The following is a 15,924-nucleotide window of genomic DNA, read 5'->3' as shown; positions in this document are numbered from 1 at the left end:
CACCAATTGTATGAATTTCCCCTCGCGGGATCAGGAACGGAGAGCCGGAAATGGCAAAAGGTAAGTTTGAGCGCAACAAGCCTCACGTAAACATCGGCACGATCGGCCACGTTGACCATGGCAAGACGTCGCTGACGGCAGCGATCACGAAGTATTTCGGCGAGTTCAAGGCGTATGACCAGATCGACGCCGCTCCGGAAGAAAAGGCCCGCGGCATCACCATCTCGACGGCACATGTCGAGTACGAGACGCCGAACCGCCACTATGCGCATGTCGACTGCCCCGGCCACGCCGACTACGTCAAGAACATGATCACCGGCGCTGCCCAGATGGACGGCGCGATCCTGGTCTGCTCTGCCGCCGACGGCCCGATGCCGCAGACGCGCGAGCACATCCTGCTCGCCCGCCAGGTCGGCGTTCCGGCGATCGTCGTGTTCCTCAACAAGGTCGACCAGGTCGACGACGCGGAACTGCTCGAACTCGTCGAACTGGAAGTTCGCGAACTTCTGTCGTCCTACGACTTCCCGGGCGACGACATCCCGATCATCAAGGGCTCGGCTCTGGCCGCTCTCGAAGATTCGGACAAGAAGATCGGCGAAGACGCGATCCGCGAGCTGATGGCTGCCGTCGACGCCTACATCCCGACGCCGGAGCGTCCGATCGACCAGCCGTTCCTGATGCCGATCGAAGACGTGTTCTCGATCTCGGGCCGCGGCACGGTCGTGACCGGTCGCGTCGAGCGCGGCATCGTCAAGGTCGGTGAGGAAATCGAGATCGTCGGCATCCGCCCGACGACGAAGACGACCTGCACGGGCGTGGAAATGTTCCGCAAGCTGCTCGACCAGGGCCAGGCCGGCGACAACATCGGTGCGCTTCTGCGCGGCGTCACGCGTGACGGCGTCGAGCGTGGCCAGATCCTGTGCAAGCCGGGTTCGGTCAAGCCGCACAAGAAGTTCATGGCCGAAGCCTACATCCTGACGAAGGAAGAAGGCGGCCGTCATACGCCGTTCTTCACGAACTACCGTCCGCAGTTCTACTTCCGCACGACGGACGTGACGGGCATCGTCTCGCTGCCGGAAGGCACGGAAATGGTCATGCCGGGCGACAACGTCACGGTTGAAGTCGAGCTGATCGTTCCGATCGCGATGGAAGAAAAGCTGCGCTTCGCCATCCGCGAAGGCGGCCGCACCGTCGGCGCCGGCATCGTCGCCTCGATCGTCGAGTAACATTCAGGCCATAGGCCGCTGAAATAGGAAGGGCAGGGGGCAACCCTGCCCCTCCGGTCTTTGAAAATGTAGCGGACTGGCCTTTCGGCAATTGTGTTTTCGTGTGCGTTCCTTTATGGAACCGCCAGAATCAAAAAGCGCGCTTTCCCAAGAGAATCGCGCGGATAACGAACTAAGGAAAAGTCGTATGAACGGCCAGAACATCCGCATCCGCCTCAAGGCGTTTGACCACCGGATCCTTGATGCCTCCACGCGCGAGATCGTGTCGACGGCAAAGCGCACCGGCGCAAGCGTCCGCGGTCCCGTTCCGCTCCCGACCCGTATTGAAAAGTTCACGGTCAACCGCTCGCCCCACGTCGACAAGAAGAGCCGTGAACAGTTCGAGATGCGCACCCACAAGCGCCTGCTCGACATCGTAGATCCGACGCCGCAGACGGTCGATGCTCTCATGAAGCTCGACCTGGCGGCCGGTGTAGACGTAGAGATCAAGCTCTAAGTCCGGCGCAAGCCGAAATAACAAGGAAGGTACGTGGCACTAAGCCGACGTCTTCTGAAAACGGGAAACCCGACGGCCGAAAAGCCCGAGTGGAATCCTTAAACCAAGAGGCATGACGGGACGTCACGATCCCGCCAGGACTTCTAAGAGGATTGAACCATGCGTTCAGGTGTGATTGCACAGAAAGTAGGGATGACTCGCGTCTATAATGACGCAGGTGAGCACATTCCCGTAACAGTATTGCGACTGGACAACGTCCAGGTCGTCGCCCAGCGTACGCAGGACAAGAACGGCTACACGGCCGTCCAGCTCGGCGCCGGCTCTTCCAAGGTGAAGAATACGGCAAAGGCCCTGCGCGGCCAGTTCGCCGCCGCAAGCGTCGAGCCGAAGGCCAAGCTCGTCGAGTTCCGCGTTTCGGAAGACAACCTCATCGAGATCGGCGCGGAACTGACCGCGAGCCACTTCGTCGCCGGCCAGCTCGTCGACGTCACCGGCACCACGATCGGTAAGGGTTTCGCCGGTGCCATGAAGCGCCACAACTTCGGCGGCCTTCGTGCAACGCACGGCGTTTCCGTTTCGCACCGCTCGCACGGTTCGACGGGTAACAACCAGGACCCGGGCAAGGTCTGGAAGGGCAAGCGCATGGCCGGTCACATGGGCCAGACGCGCGTCACCACCCAGAACCTCGAAGTCGTCTCCACCGACGAAGAACGCGGTCTCATTCTCGTCAAGGGCGCAGTCCCGGGCTCCAAGGGCGCCTGGATCGTTGTCCGTGACGCCGTCAAGTCCGGCACCCCGTCCGACGCGCCGCGTCCGGCCGCCGTGCGCGCCGCAGCCAAGTAAGGGAGCCTGATCATGGATCTCAAAGTCACGACCCTCGACGGGAAGGACGCCGGCAAGGTCTCTCTTTCCGACGCGATCTTCGGCCTCGAGCCGCGCGAAGACATCATTGCCCGCGTCATCCGCTGGCAGCTCGCCAAGAAGCAGCAGGGCACGCACCAGTCGCTGACGCGCAGCGAAGTGTCCCGTACCGGCTCCAAGATGTACAAGCAGAAGGGTACGGGTCGCGCTCGTCACCATTCGGCGCGCGCTCCGCAGTTCCGCGGCGGTGCCAAGGCCCACGGCCCGGTATCGCGCAGCCACGCCCACGACCTGCCCAAGCAGGTTCGCGCGCTCGGCCTGCGTCACGCCCTCTCGGCCAAGATCAAGGCTGACGACGTCATCATCGTCGACGACCTCGTCGCCGCGGAAGCAAAGACGAAGGCTCTCGCCGGCGTATTCGCTTCGCTCGGCCTCACCAATGCCCTCTTCATCGGCGGCGCGGAACTTGACGGCAACTTCAAGCTCGCAGCACGCAACATCCCGAACGTGGATGTTCTTCCGATCCAGGGTATCAATGTTTACGACATCCTGCGCCGCGGCAAGCTCGTGCTCTCCAAGGCTGCTGTAGAAGCCCTCGAGGAGCGGTTCAAATGACGGATCTTCGCCACTACGATGTGATCGTATCCCCCTCGATCACCGAAAAGTCGACGCTGGTCTCCGAAAACAACCAGATCGTCTTCAACGTTGCCAAGCGCGCTTCCAAGCCTGAAATCAAGGCTGCCGTGGAAGCTCTCTTCGGCGTCAAGGTCACGGCTGTGAACACGCTCGTCCGCAAGGGCAAGATCAAGCGTTTCCGCGGCTTCGCCGGCCGGCAGGGAGATGTCAAGAAGGCTATCGTCACGCTCGCTGACGGTCAGTCCATCGACGTCTCCACCGGGCTCTAATCGGGCAGTCGGCTAAAGAGGAAACAAGAAAATGGCATTGAAACACTTCAATCCGACCACTCCGAGCCAGCGCCAGCTGGTCATCGTCGACCGGTCGGGCCTTTACAAGGGCAAGCCCGTCAAGGCCCTGACCGAAGGTCTCTCCAAGAGCGGCGGTCGTAACAACCTCGGTCGCATCACCGCCCGCTTCATCGGCGGCGGTCACAAGCGCACCTACCGTCTCATCGACTTCAAGCGTCGCAAGTTCGACGTCGAGGGCACGGTCGAGCGTCTGGAATACGACCCGAACCGCACGGCGTTCATCGCTCTGGTGAACTATGCCGACGGCGAGCAGGCCTATATCCTTGCCCCGCAGCGCCTGGCAGCCGGCGACAAGGTCATCGCCTCCAGCACGGCCGTCGACGTCAAGCCCGGCAACACCATGCCGCTGCAGTACATCCCGGTCGGCTCGATCGTTCACAACGTCGAGATGAAGCCGGGCAAGGGCGGCCAGATCGCCCGCTCCGCCGGTACGTTCGTTCAGCTCGTCGGTCGCGACCAGGGCATGGCGATCCTTCGCCTGAACTCGGGCGAACAGCGCCTGGTTCACTCGTCCTGCCTCGCAACGGTCGGCGCCGTATCCAACCCGGATCACGGCAACATCAACGACGGCAAGGCCGGTCGCACCCGTTGGCGCGGCAAGACCCCGCACAACCGCGGTGTCGTCATGAACCCCGTCGACCACCCGCACGGCGGTGGTGAAGGCCGCACCTCCGGTGGTCGTCACCCCGTATCCCCGTGGGGCAAGCCCACCAAGGGCAAGCGTACCCGCTCGAACAAGTCGACCGACAAGTTCATCATGCGCTCGCGCCACTTGAAGAAGAAGTAAGAGAGGTTAGTCAGAAATGGCTCGTTCAGTATGGAAAGGCCCGTTTGTTGACGGCTATCTTCTCAAGAAGGCTGAGAAGGTTCGTGAAGGCGGTCGCAGCGAAGTGATCAAGATCTGGAGCCGTCGCTCCACGATCCTGCCGCAGTTCGTCGGTCTCACCTTCGGCGTCTACAACGGCTCGAAGCATATCCCGGTGGCCGTCAATGAAGACATGGTCGGTCACAAGTTTGGTGAATTCGCTCCCACCCGGACCTACTACGGTCACGGTGCGGACAAGAAGGCGAAGAGGAAGTAACGATGGGTAAGGCTAAAGCCGAACGTCGGCTGAAGGATAACGAGGCGCAGGCTATCGCGCGCACGATCCGCGTCAGCCCCCAGAAGCTCAACCTGCTTGCTGCGCTCATCCGCGGCAAGAAGGTCGACCGGGCTCTCGCCGAGCTTGAGTTCTCACGCAAGCGTAGCGCCGAGACCGTCAAGAAGACGCTCGAATCCGCGATCGCCAACGCGGAGAACAATCACGACCTCGACGTTGACTCGCTCATCGTCGCAGAGGCGTATGTCGGCAAGTCGATCGTCATGAAGCGCTTTGCCGCTCGTGGCCGCGGCCGTGCATCGCGGATCGAGAAGCCCTTCTCGCATCTGACGATCGTCGTCCGTGAAGTCGAAGCCAAAGGGGAGGCCGCATAATGGGCCAGAAGATTAATCCGATCGGTTTCCGCCTCGGCATCAACCGTACCTGGGACAGCCGCTGGTTCGCCGACAACGCCGAATACGGCCAGCTGCTCCACGAAGACCTGAAGATCCGCAAGTTCGTCATGGACGAGCTGAAGCAGGCCGGTATCGCCAAGGTCGTCATCGAGCGCCCGCACAAGAAGTGCCGCGTCACGATCCACTCGGCTCGCCCGGGTCTGATCATCGGCAAGAAGGGCGCGGACATCGAGAAGCTTCGCAAGAAGCTTTCCGAGATGACGAATTCCGAAACGCACCTCAACATCGTTGAAGTGCGCAAGCCGGAAGTCGACGCGACCCTCGTCGCCCAGTCGATCGCCCAGCAGCTCGAGCGCCGCGTGGCTTTCCGCCGTGCGATGAAGCGCGCTGTTCAGTCGGCCATGCGTCTTGGCGCCGAAGGCATCAAGATCACCTGCGCCGGCCGTCTCGGCGGTGCGGAAATCGCCCGTACGGAATGGTACCGCGAAGGTCGCGTTCCGCTTCACACGCTGCGTGCGGACATCGATTACGGTACGGCTGAAGCCGAAACCGCATTCGGCATCTGCGGCATCAAGGTCTGGATCTTCAAGGGCGAGATCCTTGAGCACGACCCGATGGCTTCGGAGCGTCGCGCGAGCGAAAGTGACAGCCAGGGTCCCGCCAGCCGTGAACGCGGCGATCGTGGCGACCGTCGTCGTGAAAACGCGTAACAGTCGCGTTTGGCAGCCAATATCGGAGAAGTAAAAAAATGTTGCAGCCAAAGCGTACCAAGTACCGCAAGCAGTTCAAGGGCCGCATCAAGGGTGTCGCCAAGGGCGGCTCCGAGCTCGCCTTCGGCGAGTTCGGCTTGAAGGCTCAGGAACCGAATCGCGTGAACGCTCGCGAGATCGAAGCGGCCCGCCGCGCGATCACCCGTTACATGAAGCGTGCCGGCCGTGTGTGGATCCGCGTGTTCCCCGACGTTCCGGTCACCGCCAAGCCCACGGAAGTGCGCATGGGTAAGGGTAAGGGTTCGGTCGAATACTGGGCGGCCAAGGTCAAGCCCGGCCGTATGATGTTCGAGATCGACGGTGTATCCGAGGAAATTGCGCGTGAAGCGCTTCGCCTCGGCTCGGCCAAGCTCTCGGTCAAGACGCGCTTCGTACAGCGCATTGCAGAGTAAGGAGCGAGCGCCATGAAAGCCGCAGACGTCAAGGCGCTGAGCGCCGACCAGCTCAACGAAGAGCTTGCCAAGCTGAAGAAGGAGCAGTTCAACCTGCGCTTCCAGAAGGCTACCGGCCAGCTCGAGAAGACCTCGCGCGTCAACGAAGTCCGCAAGGACATCGCGCGCGTCAAGACCATTGCCCGCCAGAAGGCGGCAGAAGCCAAGGCCTAAGGACCGAATAATATGCCGAAACGCATTCTGCAGGGCACTGTTGTCAGCGACAAGAACGACAAGACCGTTGTCGTTCGCGTCGAACGCCGTTTTGCCCATCCGCTGCTTCAGAAGACCGTTCGCCGGTCCAAGAAGTACAAGGCGCATGACGAAACCAACCAGTACAAGGTCGGCGACGTCGTTTCCATCGAGGAATGCGCCCCGATCTCGAAGGACAAGCGCTGGACCGTCGTGTCGGCCCACGCTTAATAGCATCGGATTTTGCGCCGGGCCCTTGTGTTTGGCGCAAAACCCTGTATGTAGCAGCGCAAGGACGCTCGGAATCACGAGCGTTCTTTTGCTTTGAGCGCACGGAAGGTCCATCGGTTCGCCGACGTGGAAACCACCCTGGCAAAAGACCATCCCGCGCGAAAACATGAATTTCCATAAGCTGGAACAGGGGGCTGACACCCAACCGGTCCGGTAAAACAAGAAGGCGACCTGACATGATTCAGATGCAGACTAACCTCGACGTCGCGGATAATTCCGGCGCACGTCGTGTCATGTGCATCAAGGTGCTGGGCGGCTCCAAGCGCAAGTACGCTTCGGTCGGCGACGTGATCGTCGTCTCGATCAAGGAAGCGATCCCGCGCGGCCGCGTGAAGAAGGGTGACGTGATGAAGGCGGTCGTCGTGCGCACCGCCAAGGACATCCGCCGCCCCGATGGCAGCGTCATCCGTTTTGACAACAACGCAGCCGTCCTCATCGACAACAAGAAAGAGCCGATCGGCACCCGTATCTTCGGACCGGTTCCGCGCGAACTTCGCGCCAAGAACCACATGAAGATCATCTCGCTGGCTCCGGAAGTACTGTAAGGAGCGATGGCTATGCAAAAGATTCGTAAGGGCGACAAGGTCGTCGTGCTCACCGGCAAGGACAAGGGCCGTACCGGTGAAGTCGTACAGGTCATGCCGAAGGAAGACCGCGCGGTCGTCAAGGGTATCAACCTGGTGAAGCGTCACCAGCGCCAGACCCAGACCCAGGAAGCCGGCATCATCACCAAGGAAGCTTCGATCCATCTGTCGAACATCGCGATCGCCGACCCCAAGGACGGCAAGCCGACCCGCGTCGGTTTCAAGATCGAGGGCGACAAGAAGGTTCGTGTAGCAAAGCGTTCGGGAGTGTCGATCGATGGCTGACATCAAGTATGAGCCGCGCCTCAAGAAGGAATACGTCGAGCGTATCCGCAAGGCGCTTCAGGAGCAGTTCTCCTTCGCCAACGAGATGCAGATCCCGCGCCTCGACAAGGTCGTCATCAACATGGGTGTTGGCGAATCGACGGGCGACTCGAAGAAGCCGACCGTAGCGGCTGGCGACCTCGCAGCGATTGCCGGCCAGAAGCCGGTCATCACGCGCGCCCGCAACTCCATCGCCGGCTTCAAGCTGCGCGAAGGCATGCCGATCGGCGCGAAGGTTACGCTCCGCGGCGCCCGCATGTATGAATTTCTGGATCGCCTCGTGAACATCGCGCTGCCCCGCGTACGCGACTTCCGTGGTCTGAACCCGAAGTCCTTCGATGGCCGTGGCAACTTCGCCATGGGTATCAAGGAGCACATTGTGTTCCCGGAGATCAACTACGACAAGGTTGATCAGATGTGGGGCATGGACATCATCGTTTGCACGACGGCAAAGACGGACGACGAAGCACGGGCTCTTCTGAAAGAGTTCAACTTCCCGTTCCGCGCCTGACCGTAACGACAAGCGTAAAGAAGGATAACAACTGTTATGGCTAAAACCAGCGCAGTCGAGAAGAACAACCGCCGCCGCAAGCTGGTCGCCGCTCAGGCGTCCAAGCGTGCCGCCCTCAAGGCGATCATCCAGAACCAGTCTCTTCCCATCGAAGAGCGCTTCAAGGCGACCCTGAAGCTTGCCGAAATGCCGCGCAATGGCTCCAAGACCCGCATCCGCAACCGTTGCGAAGTCACGGGCCGTCCGCGCGCTTTCTATCGCAAACTCAAGATGTCGCGTATTGCGCTTCGCGAACTGGGCAATCTCGGCAAGGTGCCGGGCATCGTCAAGTCGAGCTGGTAAGGAGACGGGCACATGGCAATGACTGATCCCTTGGGCGATATGCTCACCCGTATCCGCAACGGCGCCGCACGCCGCAAGTCCAGCGTTTCGACGCCGGCTTCCAAGCTGCGCGCCCGCGTTCTGGATGTCCTTCAGTCCGAAGGTTACATCCGCGGATATTCGGAAGTCGAATTCGGCAACGGCAAGTCCGAGCTGAACATCGAACTCAAGTACTACGAAGGCGCGTCCGTGATCCGCAAGATCGACCGCGTCTCCAAGCCGGGCCGCCGGGTCTATGTCTCGGTAAAGTCCATTCCGCAGGTCGCGAACGGCCTCGGCATCACCATCCTTTCGACCCCGAAGGGCGTGATGGCCGATCACCAGGCACGCGAACAGAACGTTGGTGGCGAGATTCTTTGCTCGGTCTTCTAAGGCTGAGCAGGAATTTCCATAACGAACAGACAGGATAAAACAATGTCTCGTATCGGTAAGAAGCCCGTTCCGGTTCCCGCTGGTGTCACCGCGACCGTCGATGGTCAGAAGGTCACCGCGAAGGGCCCGAAGGGCGAACTGTTCTTCGTCGCGAACGACGAAGTTTCGGTGAAGCTCGAAGACAACTCCGTTGTCGTCCAGCCGGTCAACGATAGCAAGGATGCTCGTTCCAAGTGGGGCATGTCCCGCACGATGCTCGAGAACATCTTCAAGGGCGTCAAGGACGGCTACGAGCGCAAGCTCGAAATCAACGGCGTCGGTTACCGCGCGTCGCTGCAGGGCAAGAACCTGCAGCTGGCCCTCGGCTTCAGCCATGACGTCGTCTACCAGACGCCGGAAGGCATCTCGATCGCTGTTCCGAAGCCGACCGAAATCATCGTCTCCGGCATCAGCAAGCAGCAGGTCGGCCAGGTCGCCGCGGAAATCCGCGAATACCGTGGCCCCGAGCCCTACAAGGGCAAGGGCGTCAAGTATGCCGAAGAGCGGATTGTCCGCAAAGAAGGCAAGAAGAAGTAAGGATCACGCGAAATGGCTAGCAGGAAAGAAGCTCTCCAGCGCCGCGCCAACCGCGTGCGCCGTTCCATCAAGGCGGTCGCCAATGGCCGTCCGCGCCTGTCTGTTCATCGCTCGTCGAAGAACATCTACGTACAGGTCATCGACGACGTGGCCGGCACGACGCTTGCGTCCGCCTCCACGCTCGACACCGATCTGCGCTCGTCTTTGAAGACGGGCGCCGACACGGCAGCAGCCGCTGCCGTCGGCAAGCTCATCGCCGAGCGTGCCGTCAAGGCAGGCGTCAAGGAGGTCGTTTTCGACCGTGGCGCCTTCATCTATCACGGCCGCATCAAGGCTCTCGCCGAAGCTGCCCGTGAAGGTGGTCTGAACTTCTGATCATTCGGCCGGGCGCGTTTCGCGCCCCGCCGATCCTCAGCAGGGTATCGGTCGCTTCCATTTCCATGAAATGGGGGCGACTTTCGTCAATCTGCCGATTGCACCCGGAAAAGAAAAAGGAAAAGGACAATGGCACAGGAAAAGCGCGGTCGCGATGACCGCCAGAACCGCGAAGAGCGCGACAGCGAGTTTGTCGACAAGCTCGTCGCGATCAACCGCGTCGCGAAGGTCGTCAAGGGCGGCCGTCGTTTCGGTTTCGCAGCGCTCGTCGTCGTCGGCGACCAGAAGGGCCGCGTCGGCTTCGGCCACGGCAAGGCTCGTGAAGTTCCCGAAGCGATCCGCAAGGCCACCGAAGCCGCCAAGCGCGACCTCATCTTCGTTCCGCTGCGCTCCGGCCGCACGCTGCACCACGACGTGCACGGCCGCCACGGCGCCGGCAAGGTCCTGCTTCGTTCGGCCAAGGCCGGTACGGGCATCATCGCGGGCGGCCCGATGCGCGCCGTCTTCGAAACCCTCGGCGTCCATGACGTCGTCGCCAAGTCGACCGGTTCCTCGAACCCGTACAACATGATCCGTGCGACGTTCGACGCTCTCAAGAGCCAGATGCACCCGAAGGACATCGCGGCACAGCGCGGCATGAAGTACGCCACGCTGCAGGCCCGCCGTCAGTCCGCCGGCGTCGCTGCCGAAGAATAAGGAGCACTGATCCATGGCTAAGAAAGAAACCGCCAAGAAGACGGTGACTGTCGAGCAGATCGGCAGCCCCATCCGCCGTCCGGCCATCCAGCGCGCAACGCTCGTCGGCCTGGGCCTCAACAAGATGCATCGGGTTCGCACGCTGGAAGACACCCCGTCTGTCCGCGGCATGATCCGTGCCGTCCAGCACCTCGTTCGCGTCGTCGAAGAGAAGTGAGGGGATAGATCATGAAACTCAATGAAATCAAGGACAACGAAGGCTCTTCGAAGGGTCGCAAGCGCCTCGGTCGCGGTATCGGTTCCGGCAAGGGCAAGACCGGCGGTCGCGGTGTGAAGGGTCAGAAGGCTCGTTCGGGCGTCGCCATCAACGGCTTCGAAGGCGGCCAGATGCCCATCTACCGTCGCCTGCCGAAGCGCGGCTTCAACAACATCTTCTCCTCCGACTTCGTCATCGTCTCGCTGGACCGCGTCCAGAAGGCGATCGATGCCGGCAAGCTCGATGCCAAGGCGACCGTCGATGCGGCCGCCCTCAAGGCAGCCGGCGTCATCCGCCGCGAGAAGGACGGCGTGCGGATCCTGGCCGACGGCGAACTGAAGGCCAAGGTGGCCTTCGAGGTCGCCGGCGCTTCCAAGCCGGCGGTCGAGAAGATCGAAAAGGCCGGCGGCTCGATCAAGCTTCTTGTCGCAGCCGCGGAAGCCGCTGAATAATTCGACGAAATTATCGCCCGGTGTGCTTCACACCGGGCGATTTTGCTCCCATATGTGAGCCTCACAACGACGGCCGGGATTCTTCTCTCCGCTGTTGTCCGGAATTAAAAGCCAGGGTGAGGCCGGGATTGCTTGACAATCCGCGTTTCAACCGGTTTAGGCTCCATCCGCCCGCTTTGCCGCACCGGCAGAGGGGCAAGACGAATTTCAGCATGCGCCGTCGGTCCGAGGAGGGGCGAGGGGGCGTGCCAACGGATCAGCCAATCCGGACCTGGCCGGGCTCACCGCCGCCGGATCGGCTTCGCGGAGAAATGCATGGCTTCGGCAGCGGAACAACTTGCCTCTAATCTCAACTTCTCGACTTTCGCCAAGGCGGAAGACCTGAAGAAGCGTCTCTGGTTCACGCTGGGCGCGCTGCTCGTCTATCGTCTCGGCACCTATATCCCTTTGCCGGGCCTCAACCCCGATGCCTTCGCGCAGGCCTTCCGCGGCCAGTCCGGCGGCATCCTCGGCCTCTTCAACATGTTCTCCGGCGGCGCCGTCGAGCGCATGGCGATCTTCGCGCTCGGCATCATGCCGTACATCTCCGCGTCGATCATCGTGCAGCTCATGACCTCGGTCGTTCCCTCGCTGGAGCAACTGAAGAAGGAAGGCGAGCAGGGCCGCAAGATCATCAATCAGTACACCCGCTACGGCACAGTGCTGCTCGGTACGCTGCAGGCCTACGGCATCGCGGTGGGCCTGGAGAGCGGGGCAGGGCTCGTCAACGATCCGGGCTGGTTCTTCCGCCTCTCCACCGTCATCTCGCTGCTCGGCGGCACGATGTTCCTGATGTGGCTGGGTGAGCAGATCACCTCGCGCGGCATCGGCAACGGCATCTCGCTGATCATCTTCGCCGGCATCGTCGCGGCCCTTCCGAGCGCGCTGGCCGGCACGCTGGAACTCAGCCGCACCGGCGCGCTCTCGATCGGCGTCGTCATCGCTGTCGTGGTCATGGCCGTCGGCGTCATCGCACTCATCGTCTTCGTGGAGCGCGCCCAGCGCCGGCTGCTGATCCAGTATCCGAAGCGACAGGTCGGCAACCGCATGTTCCAGGGCGACACGTCGCACCTGCCGCTGAAGCTGAACACCTCGGGCGTCATCCCGGCGATCTTCGCCTCCTCGCTGCTGTTGTTGCCGGCAACGCTCGCAGGCTTCTCGAACACCGCCGAGCTGCCGTCCTGGGCGACCATGGTCATTGCCGCACTCGGCCACGGCCAGCCGCTCTACATGCTGTTCTACGCGGGCATGATCGCCTTCTTCGCCTTCTTCTACACGGCCATCGTCTTCAATCCGAAGGACACGGCCGACAATCTGAAGAAGCACGGCGGCTTCATTCCGGGCATTCGCCCGGGCGAGCGCACCGCCGAATATATCGACTACGTGCTGACCCGCATTACGGTCGTCGGCGCGCTCTATCTCGTCTTCGTCTGCATCCTTCCCGAAATTCTCATCGCTCAGACAGGGGTGCCGTTCTACCTTGGTGGTACGTCGCTTTTGATTGTTGTCAGCGTGACCCTTGATACTGTAGCACAGATTCAGGGTCACCTGATTGCTCAGCAGTATGAGGGGCTGATCAAGAAGTCGAAGCTGCGTGGAGGAAAGAGGGGACGATGAGACTGATTTTTCTGGGACCGCCGGGCGCTGGCAAGGGGACACAGGCCAAGCTCCTGACGGAGAAGCACGGTATTCCGCAGCTCTCCACGGGTGACATGCTGCGGGCGGCCGTCGCCGCCGGCACGGATGTCGGCAAGCGCGCCAAGGCCGTTATGGATGCCGGCCAGCTCGTCTCCGATGCCATCGTCAACGAGATCGTGTCGGATCGGATCGATTCGGCCGACTGTGCCAGGGGCTTCATCCTCGACGGTTACCCGCGCACGGTTCCGCAGGCAGAAGCCCTCGACCGGATCCTCGCCGGCAAGGGCATCGCGCTCGACGCCGTGATCGAGCTGAAGGTCGACGAGGATGCGCTGGTCAAGCGCATGGAGACCCGCGTGGCCGAGACGATCGCCGCCGGCGGCGCCGTGCGCTCCGACGACAATCCGGAAGCCTTCAAGCGCCGCCTGACGGAATACCGCGAGAAGACCGCGCCGCTGTCGACCTACTACGCGTCGACCGGCAAGCTCCAGACGGTCGACGGCATGGCCAATGTCGACCAGGTGACGGCCGAGATTGCCGGAATCCTGGAGAACGCCTGAGATCGGGCGAAAAAGGACCGGCCGGGAGTTGACTTTTTCGGCCGATTCCCCTTATGACAGCGCCAACTCGCGACATACCATTGCGATCGGCGCGGATTTCAGAAGAACGAAGTCCGGGTGCGGTCGTTTTCGACATGTCCCGAACCTCAATTGAGCAGCGGCCTTTCCGGCCGTATCGAATGAAGAAGACCACTTGCCGGATGGCAACTGGAAGCAAGGAGAACAGGCGTGGCACGTATCGCTGGCGTCAACATCCCGACCGCGAAGCGCGTGGTTATCGCGCTGACCTACATTCACGGGATCGGCCCGAAGTTTGCACAGGAAATCATCGAGAAGGTCGGTATCCCGGCCGATCGTCGCGTACACCAGCTGACGGATGCGGAAGTCCTGCAGATCCGTGAAGCCATCGACCGCGACTACCAGGTCGAAGGCGACCTGCGTCGCGAGACCTCGATGAACATCAAGCGTCTCATGGACCTCGGTTGCTACCGTGGCCTGCGTCATCGCCGCAGCCTGCCGGTCCGCGGCCAGCGCACGCACACCAACGCCCGCACCCGCAAGGGCCCGGCGAAGGCCATCGCAGGCAAGAAGAAGTAATTTCCCGGAAACGGGGAACGGGAGGCTGGCGCTTCGCGCCGGCCTCTTTTGAGTTTCGAGCGGGGCTTGGCGCCAGGCCTGTGCCCCGGTCGGTGGAGCTGCTGGCATTACGGCAGTGACGATATCGCCGCATGCCGGGCCTTCGGGCGGGTATGCAAATTTTATTCAGGGCAGGGGGTTTCTCCCGCCCGGTGGAGCCGCTGGAACTACGGCGGTGTCGAGATCAACGAAAGGACTATCCATGGCCAAGGAAGCCGCACGCGTCCGCCGTCGCGAACGCAAGAACATCACCTCGGGTGTTGCTCACGTCAATTCTTCGTTCAACAACACGATGATCACCATCACCGATGCACAGGGCAACGCGATTGCCTGGTCGTCGGCCGGTGCAAAGGGCTTCAAAGGTTCGCGCAAGTCGACCCCGTTCGCCGCCCAGATCGCCGCCGAAGACTGCGCCAAGAAGGCCCAGGAACACGGCATGAAGTCGCTGGAAGTCGAAGTCTGCGGTCCGGGTTCCGGTCGCGAATCGGCTCTGCGCGCCCTCCAGGCCGCCGGCTTCATGATCACGTCCATCCGCGACGTGACCCCGATCCCGCACAACGGTTGCCGCCCGCGCAAGAAGCGCCGCGTCTGAATCATCGCATTCGAATTACTGCGGAAGCCGGCTGACGGCTTCCGCGGATCTTCAGGGCTCGGCCGCCACGATTGGATGGTGGCGGCGAACGGAAGGCAAAACATATGATCCAGAAAAACTGGCAGGAACTGATCAAGCCGAACAAGGTCGAGTTCACCTCCTCCGGCCGTACCAAGGCAAGCCTTGTTGCAGAGCCGCTGGAACGTGGCTTCGGCCTGACCCTCGGCAACGCGCTGCGTCGCGTTCTCCTGTCGTCGCTGCGCGGGGCGGCCGTGACCGCCGTGCAGATCGACGGCGTGCTGCACGAGTTCTCGTCGATCCCGGGCGTCCGGGAAGACGTGACCGACATCGTGCTGAACATCAAGGAAATCGCCATCAAGATGGATGGCGACGATTCGAAGCGCATGGTCGTGCGCAAGCAGGGCCCGGGCGTCGTGACGGCCGGTGACATCCAGACGGTCGGCGACATCGAGATCCTGAACCCCAACCATGTCATCTGCACCCTCGACGAGGGCGCGGAGATCCGCATGGAGTTCACGGTCAACAACGGCAAGGGCTATGTCCCGGCCGACCGCAACCGTTCCGAAGACGCGCCGATCGGCCTCATCCCGGTCGACAGCCTGTACTCGCCGGTCAAGAAAGTGTCCTACAAGGTGGAAAACACCCGCGAAGGCCAGGTTCTCGACTACGACAAGCTGACGATGACCATCGAGACCGACGGTTCCGTCACGGGCGAAGATGCGATCGCGTTCGCGGCCCGCATCCTCCAGGACCAGCTCTCGGTCTTCGTCAACTTCGACGAGCCGCAGAAGGAAGCCGAAGAGGAATCGGTCACCGAGCTCGCCTTCAACCCGGCGCTCCTCAAGAAGGTCGACGAACTGGAACTTTCCGTCCGTTCGGCGAACTGCCTGAAGAACGACAACATCGTCTATATCGGCGATCTCATTCAGAAGACCGAAGCCGAAATGCTTCGCACTCCGAATTTCGGTCGCAAGTCGCTCAACGAGATCAAGGAAGTTCTCGCTTCCATGGGCCTGCACCTCGGCATGGAAGTGCCGGCATGGCCGCCCGAGAACATCGAAGATCTCGCCAAGCGCTACGAAGACCAATACTAAGGCCGCATGCGCCCCGAAAGGGGCGCATAAAGCTGGCCTTAGCATCTATAAACTGCGCATGTAGCTGAC

At 61.6% G+C, this 15,924-nt stretch carries 27 protein-coding genes; all 27 read left to right on the top strand.

Annotated features, from left to right (window positions below; all coding sequences use genetic code 11):
* The first annotated feature begins 50 nt into the window (after nt 1-50).
* The 27 genes from tuf to AB3G45_RS17355 all read left to right on the top strand — a co-directional run bounded on the left by tuf (nt 51) and on the right by AB3G45_RS17355 (nt 15,855).
* The gene (tuf, locus tag AB3G45_RS17485; RefSeq protein ID WP_367831751.1) at nt 51-1,226 is read left to right on the top strand and encodes an elongation factor Tu; all 1,176 of its coding nucleotides are present in this window, start codon (nt 51-53) and stop codon (nt 1,224-1,226) included.
* A 187-nt stretch (nt 1,227-1,413) separates the two neighbouring features.
* The gene (gene rpsJ / locus AB3G45_RS17480) at nt 1,414-1,722 is read left to right on the top strand and encodes a 30S ribosomal protein S10 (RefSeq protein ID WP_003507767.1); all 309 of its coding nucleotides are present in this window, start codon (nt 1,414-1,416) and stop codon (nt 1,720-1,722) included.
* A gap of 159 nt (nt 1,723-1,881) precedes the next feature.
* Complete coding sequence (rplC, locus tag AB3G45_RS17475; RefSeq protein WP_024270438.1) at nt 1,882-2,565, top strand: 50S ribosomal protein L3; 684 nt, start codon at nt 1,882-1,884, stop codon at nt 2,563-2,565.
* 12 nt (nt 2,566-2,577) lie between these two features.
* Nucleotides 2,578-3,198, top strand: coding sequence for a 50S ribosomal protein L4 (gene rplD / locus AB3G45_RS17470; protein WP_367831750.1), 621 nt, complete (start codon nt 2,578-2,580; stop codon nt 3,196-3,198).
* Nucleotides 3,195-3,488: a 50S ribosomal protein L23 gene (locus AB3G45_RS17465; RefSeq protein WP_023517274.1), complete on the top strand. Its 294-nt coding sequence runs from the start codon at nt 3,195-3,197 to the stop codon at nt 3,486-3,488. Before rplD ends, AB3G45_RS17465 begins: the two co-directional genes overlap by 4 nt.
* Nucleotides 3,489-3,519: 31 nt before the next feature.
* Nucleotides 3,520-4,356: a 50S ribosomal protein L2 gene (gene rplB / locus AB3G45_RS17460; RefSeq protein ID WP_367831749.1), complete on the top strand. Its 837-nt coding sequence runs from the start codon at nt 3,520-3,522 to the stop codon at nt 4,354-4,356.
* Nucleotides 4,357-4,372: 16 nt separating this feature from the next.
* On the top strand, nt 4,373-4,651 hold the full coding sequence (gene rpsS, locus AB3G45_RS17455; RefSeq protein ID WP_023517272.1) for a 30S ribosomal protein S19: 279 nt from the start codon (nt 4,373-4,375) through the stop codon (nt 4,649-4,651).
* Nucleotides 4,652-4,653: 2 nt separating this feature from the next.
* Nucleotides 4,654-5,043: a 50S ribosomal protein L22 gene (gene rplV, locus AB3G45_RS17450; protein ID WP_023514179.1), complete on the top strand. Its 390-nt coding sequence runs from the start codon at nt 4,654-4,656 to the stop codon at nt 5,041-5,043.
* The gene (gene rpsC / locus AB3G45_RS17445) at nt 5,043-5,774 is read left to right on the top strand and encodes a 30S ribosomal protein S3 (RefSeq protein WP_367831748.1); all 732 of its coding nucleotides are present in this window, start codon (nt 5,043-5,045) and stop codon (nt 5,772-5,774) included. The genes rplV and rpsC overlap by 1 nt, the downstream gene beginning before the upstream one ends.
* 38 nt (nt 5,775-5,812) lie before the next feature.
* Nucleotides 5,813-6,226, top strand: a complete 414-nt coding sequence (gene rplP / locus AB3G45_RS17440) for a 50S ribosomal protein L16 (protein ID WP_024270440.1) — start codon at nt 5,813-5,815, stop codon at nt 6,224-6,226.
* Nucleotides 6,227-6,238: 12 nt separating this feature from the next.
* Nucleotides 6,239-6,439, top strand: a complete 201-nt coding sequence (gene rpmC, locus AB3G45_RS17435) for a 50S ribosomal protein L29 (protein ID WP_367831747.1) — start codon at nt 6,239-6,241, stop codon at nt 6,437-6,439.
* Between the two features lie 12 nt (nt 6,440-6,451).
* Complete coding sequence (gene rpsQ, locus AB3G45_RS17430; protein ID WP_306034602.1) at nt 6,452-6,688, top strand: 30S ribosomal protein S17; 237 nt, start codon at nt 6,452-6,454, stop codon at nt 6,686-6,688.
* A 236-nt stretch (nt 6,689-6,924) separates the two neighbouring features.
* Nucleotides 6,925-7,293 carry a 50S ribosomal protein L14 gene (rplN, locus tag AB3G45_RS17425; protein WP_062468282.1) on the top strand — a complete coding sequence of 123 codons (369 nt, stop codon included), beginning with the start codon at nt 6,925-6,927 and terminating at the stop codon, nt 7,291-7,293.
* Between the two features lie 12 nt (nt 7,294-7,305).
* Nucleotides 7,306-7,617 (top strand): 50S ribosomal protein L24, encoded by a 312-nt coding sequence (gene rplX, locus AB3G45_RS17420; protein WP_064329857.1) that lies wholly within the window; start codon nt 7,306-7,308, stop codon nt 7,615-7,617.
* Nucleotides 7,610-8,167: a 50S ribosomal protein L5 gene (rplE, locus tag AB3G45_RS17415; RefSeq protein WP_367831746.1), complete on the top strand. Its 558-nt coding sequence runs from the start codon at nt 7,610-7,612 to the stop codon at nt 8,165-8,167. Before rplX ends, rplE begins: the two co-directional genes overlap by 8 nt.
* A 36-nt stretch (nt 8,168-8,203) precedes the next feature.
* Nucleotides 8,204-8,509: a 30S ribosomal protein S14 gene (rpsN, locus tag AB3G45_RS17410; RefSeq protein ID WP_244765686.1), complete on the top strand. Its 306-nt coding sequence runs from the start codon at nt 8,204-8,206 to the stop codon at nt 8,507-8,509.
* A 12-nt stretch (nt 8,510-8,521) separates the two neighbouring features.
* On the top strand, nt 8,522-8,920 hold the full coding sequence (gene rpsH / locus AB3G45_RS17405) for a 30S ribosomal protein S8 (protein WP_023517482.1): 399 nt from the start codon (nt 8,522-8,524) through the stop codon (nt 8,918-8,920).
* 42 nt (nt 8,921-8,962) lie between these two features.
* Nucleotides 8,963-9,496, top strand: coding sequence for a 50S ribosomal protein L6 (gene rplF, locus AB3G45_RS17400; RefSeq protein WP_367831745.1), 534 nt, complete (start codon nt 8,963-8,965; stop codon nt 9,494-9,496).
* 12 nt (nt 9,497-9,508) lie between these two features.
* A complete protein-coding gene (gene rplR / locus AB3G45_RS17395; RefSeq protein WP_023515493.1) occupies nt 9,509-9,871 on the top strand; it encodes a 50S ribosomal protein L18 in 363 nt (120 codons plus the stop codon).
* A 129-nt stretch (nt 9,872-10,000) separates the two neighbouring features.
* Nucleotides 10,001-10,567, top strand: a complete 567-nt coding sequence (gene rpsE / locus AB3G45_RS17390; protein ID WP_119258420.1) for a 30S ribosomal protein S5 — start codon at nt 10,001-10,003, stop codon at nt 10,565-10,567.
* A gap of 13 nt (nt 10,568-10,580) precedes the next feature.
* The gene (gene rpmD / locus AB3G45_RS17385) at nt 10,581-10,784 is read left to right on the top strand and encodes a 50S ribosomal protein L30 (RefSeq protein WP_064329863.1); all 204 of its coding nucleotides are present in this window, start codon (nt 10,581-10,583) and stop codon (nt 10,782-10,784) included.
* 11 nt (nt 10,785-10,795) lie between these two features.
* Nucleotides 10,796-11,275, top strand: a complete 480-nt coding sequence (gene rplO, locus AB3G45_RS17380) for a 50S ribosomal protein L15 (protein WP_367831744.1) — start codon at nt 10,796-10,798, stop codon at nt 11,273-11,275.
* Between the two features lie 315 nt (nt 11,276-11,590).
* On the top strand, nt 11,591-12,931 hold the full coding sequence (gene secY / locus AB3G45_RS17375) for a preprotein translocase subunit SecY (RefSeq protein ID WP_367831743.1): 1,341 nt from the start codon (nt 11,591-11,593) through the stop codon (nt 12,929-12,931).
* Nucleotides 12,928-13,512 carry an adenylate kinase gene (locus AB3G45_RS17370; RefSeq protein ID WP_367831742.1) on the top strand — a complete coding sequence of 195 codons (585 nt, stop codon included), beginning with the start codon at nt 12,928-12,930 and terminating at the stop codon, nt 13,510-13,512. Before secY ends, AB3G45_RS17370 begins: the two co-directional genes overlap by 4 nt.
* Before the next feature lie 228 nt (nt 13,513-13,740).
* A complete protein-coding gene (rpsM, locus tag AB3G45_RS17365; RefSeq protein WP_367831741.1) occupies nt 13,741-14,109 on the top strand; it encodes a 30S ribosomal protein S13 in 369 nt (122 codons plus the stop codon).
* A gap of 241 nt (nt 14,110-14,350) precedes the next feature.
* Entirely contained in the window at nt 14,351-14,740 is a 390-nt protein-coding gene (gene rpsK, locus AB3G45_RS17360; RefSeq protein ID WP_023513823.1) for a 30S ribosomal protein S11, read from the top strand.
* A gap of 104 nt (nt 14,741-14,844) precedes the next feature.
* Complete coding sequence (locus tag AB3G45_RS17355; RefSeq protein ID WP_064329868.1) at nt 14,845-15,855, top strand: DNA-directed RNA polymerase subunit alpha; 1,011 nt, start codon at nt 14,845-14,847, stop codon at nt 15,853-15,855.
* Nucleotides 15,856-15,924 lie beyond the last annotated feature (69 nt).

It is taken from the genome of Shinella sp. S4-D37 (assembly GCF_040812195.1).
Taxonomy (GTDB): Bacteria; Pseudomonadota; Alphaproteobacteria; order Rhizobiales; family Rhizobiaceae; genus Shinella.
This window is presented reverse-complemented; position numbering and strand designations above follow the sequence as displayed.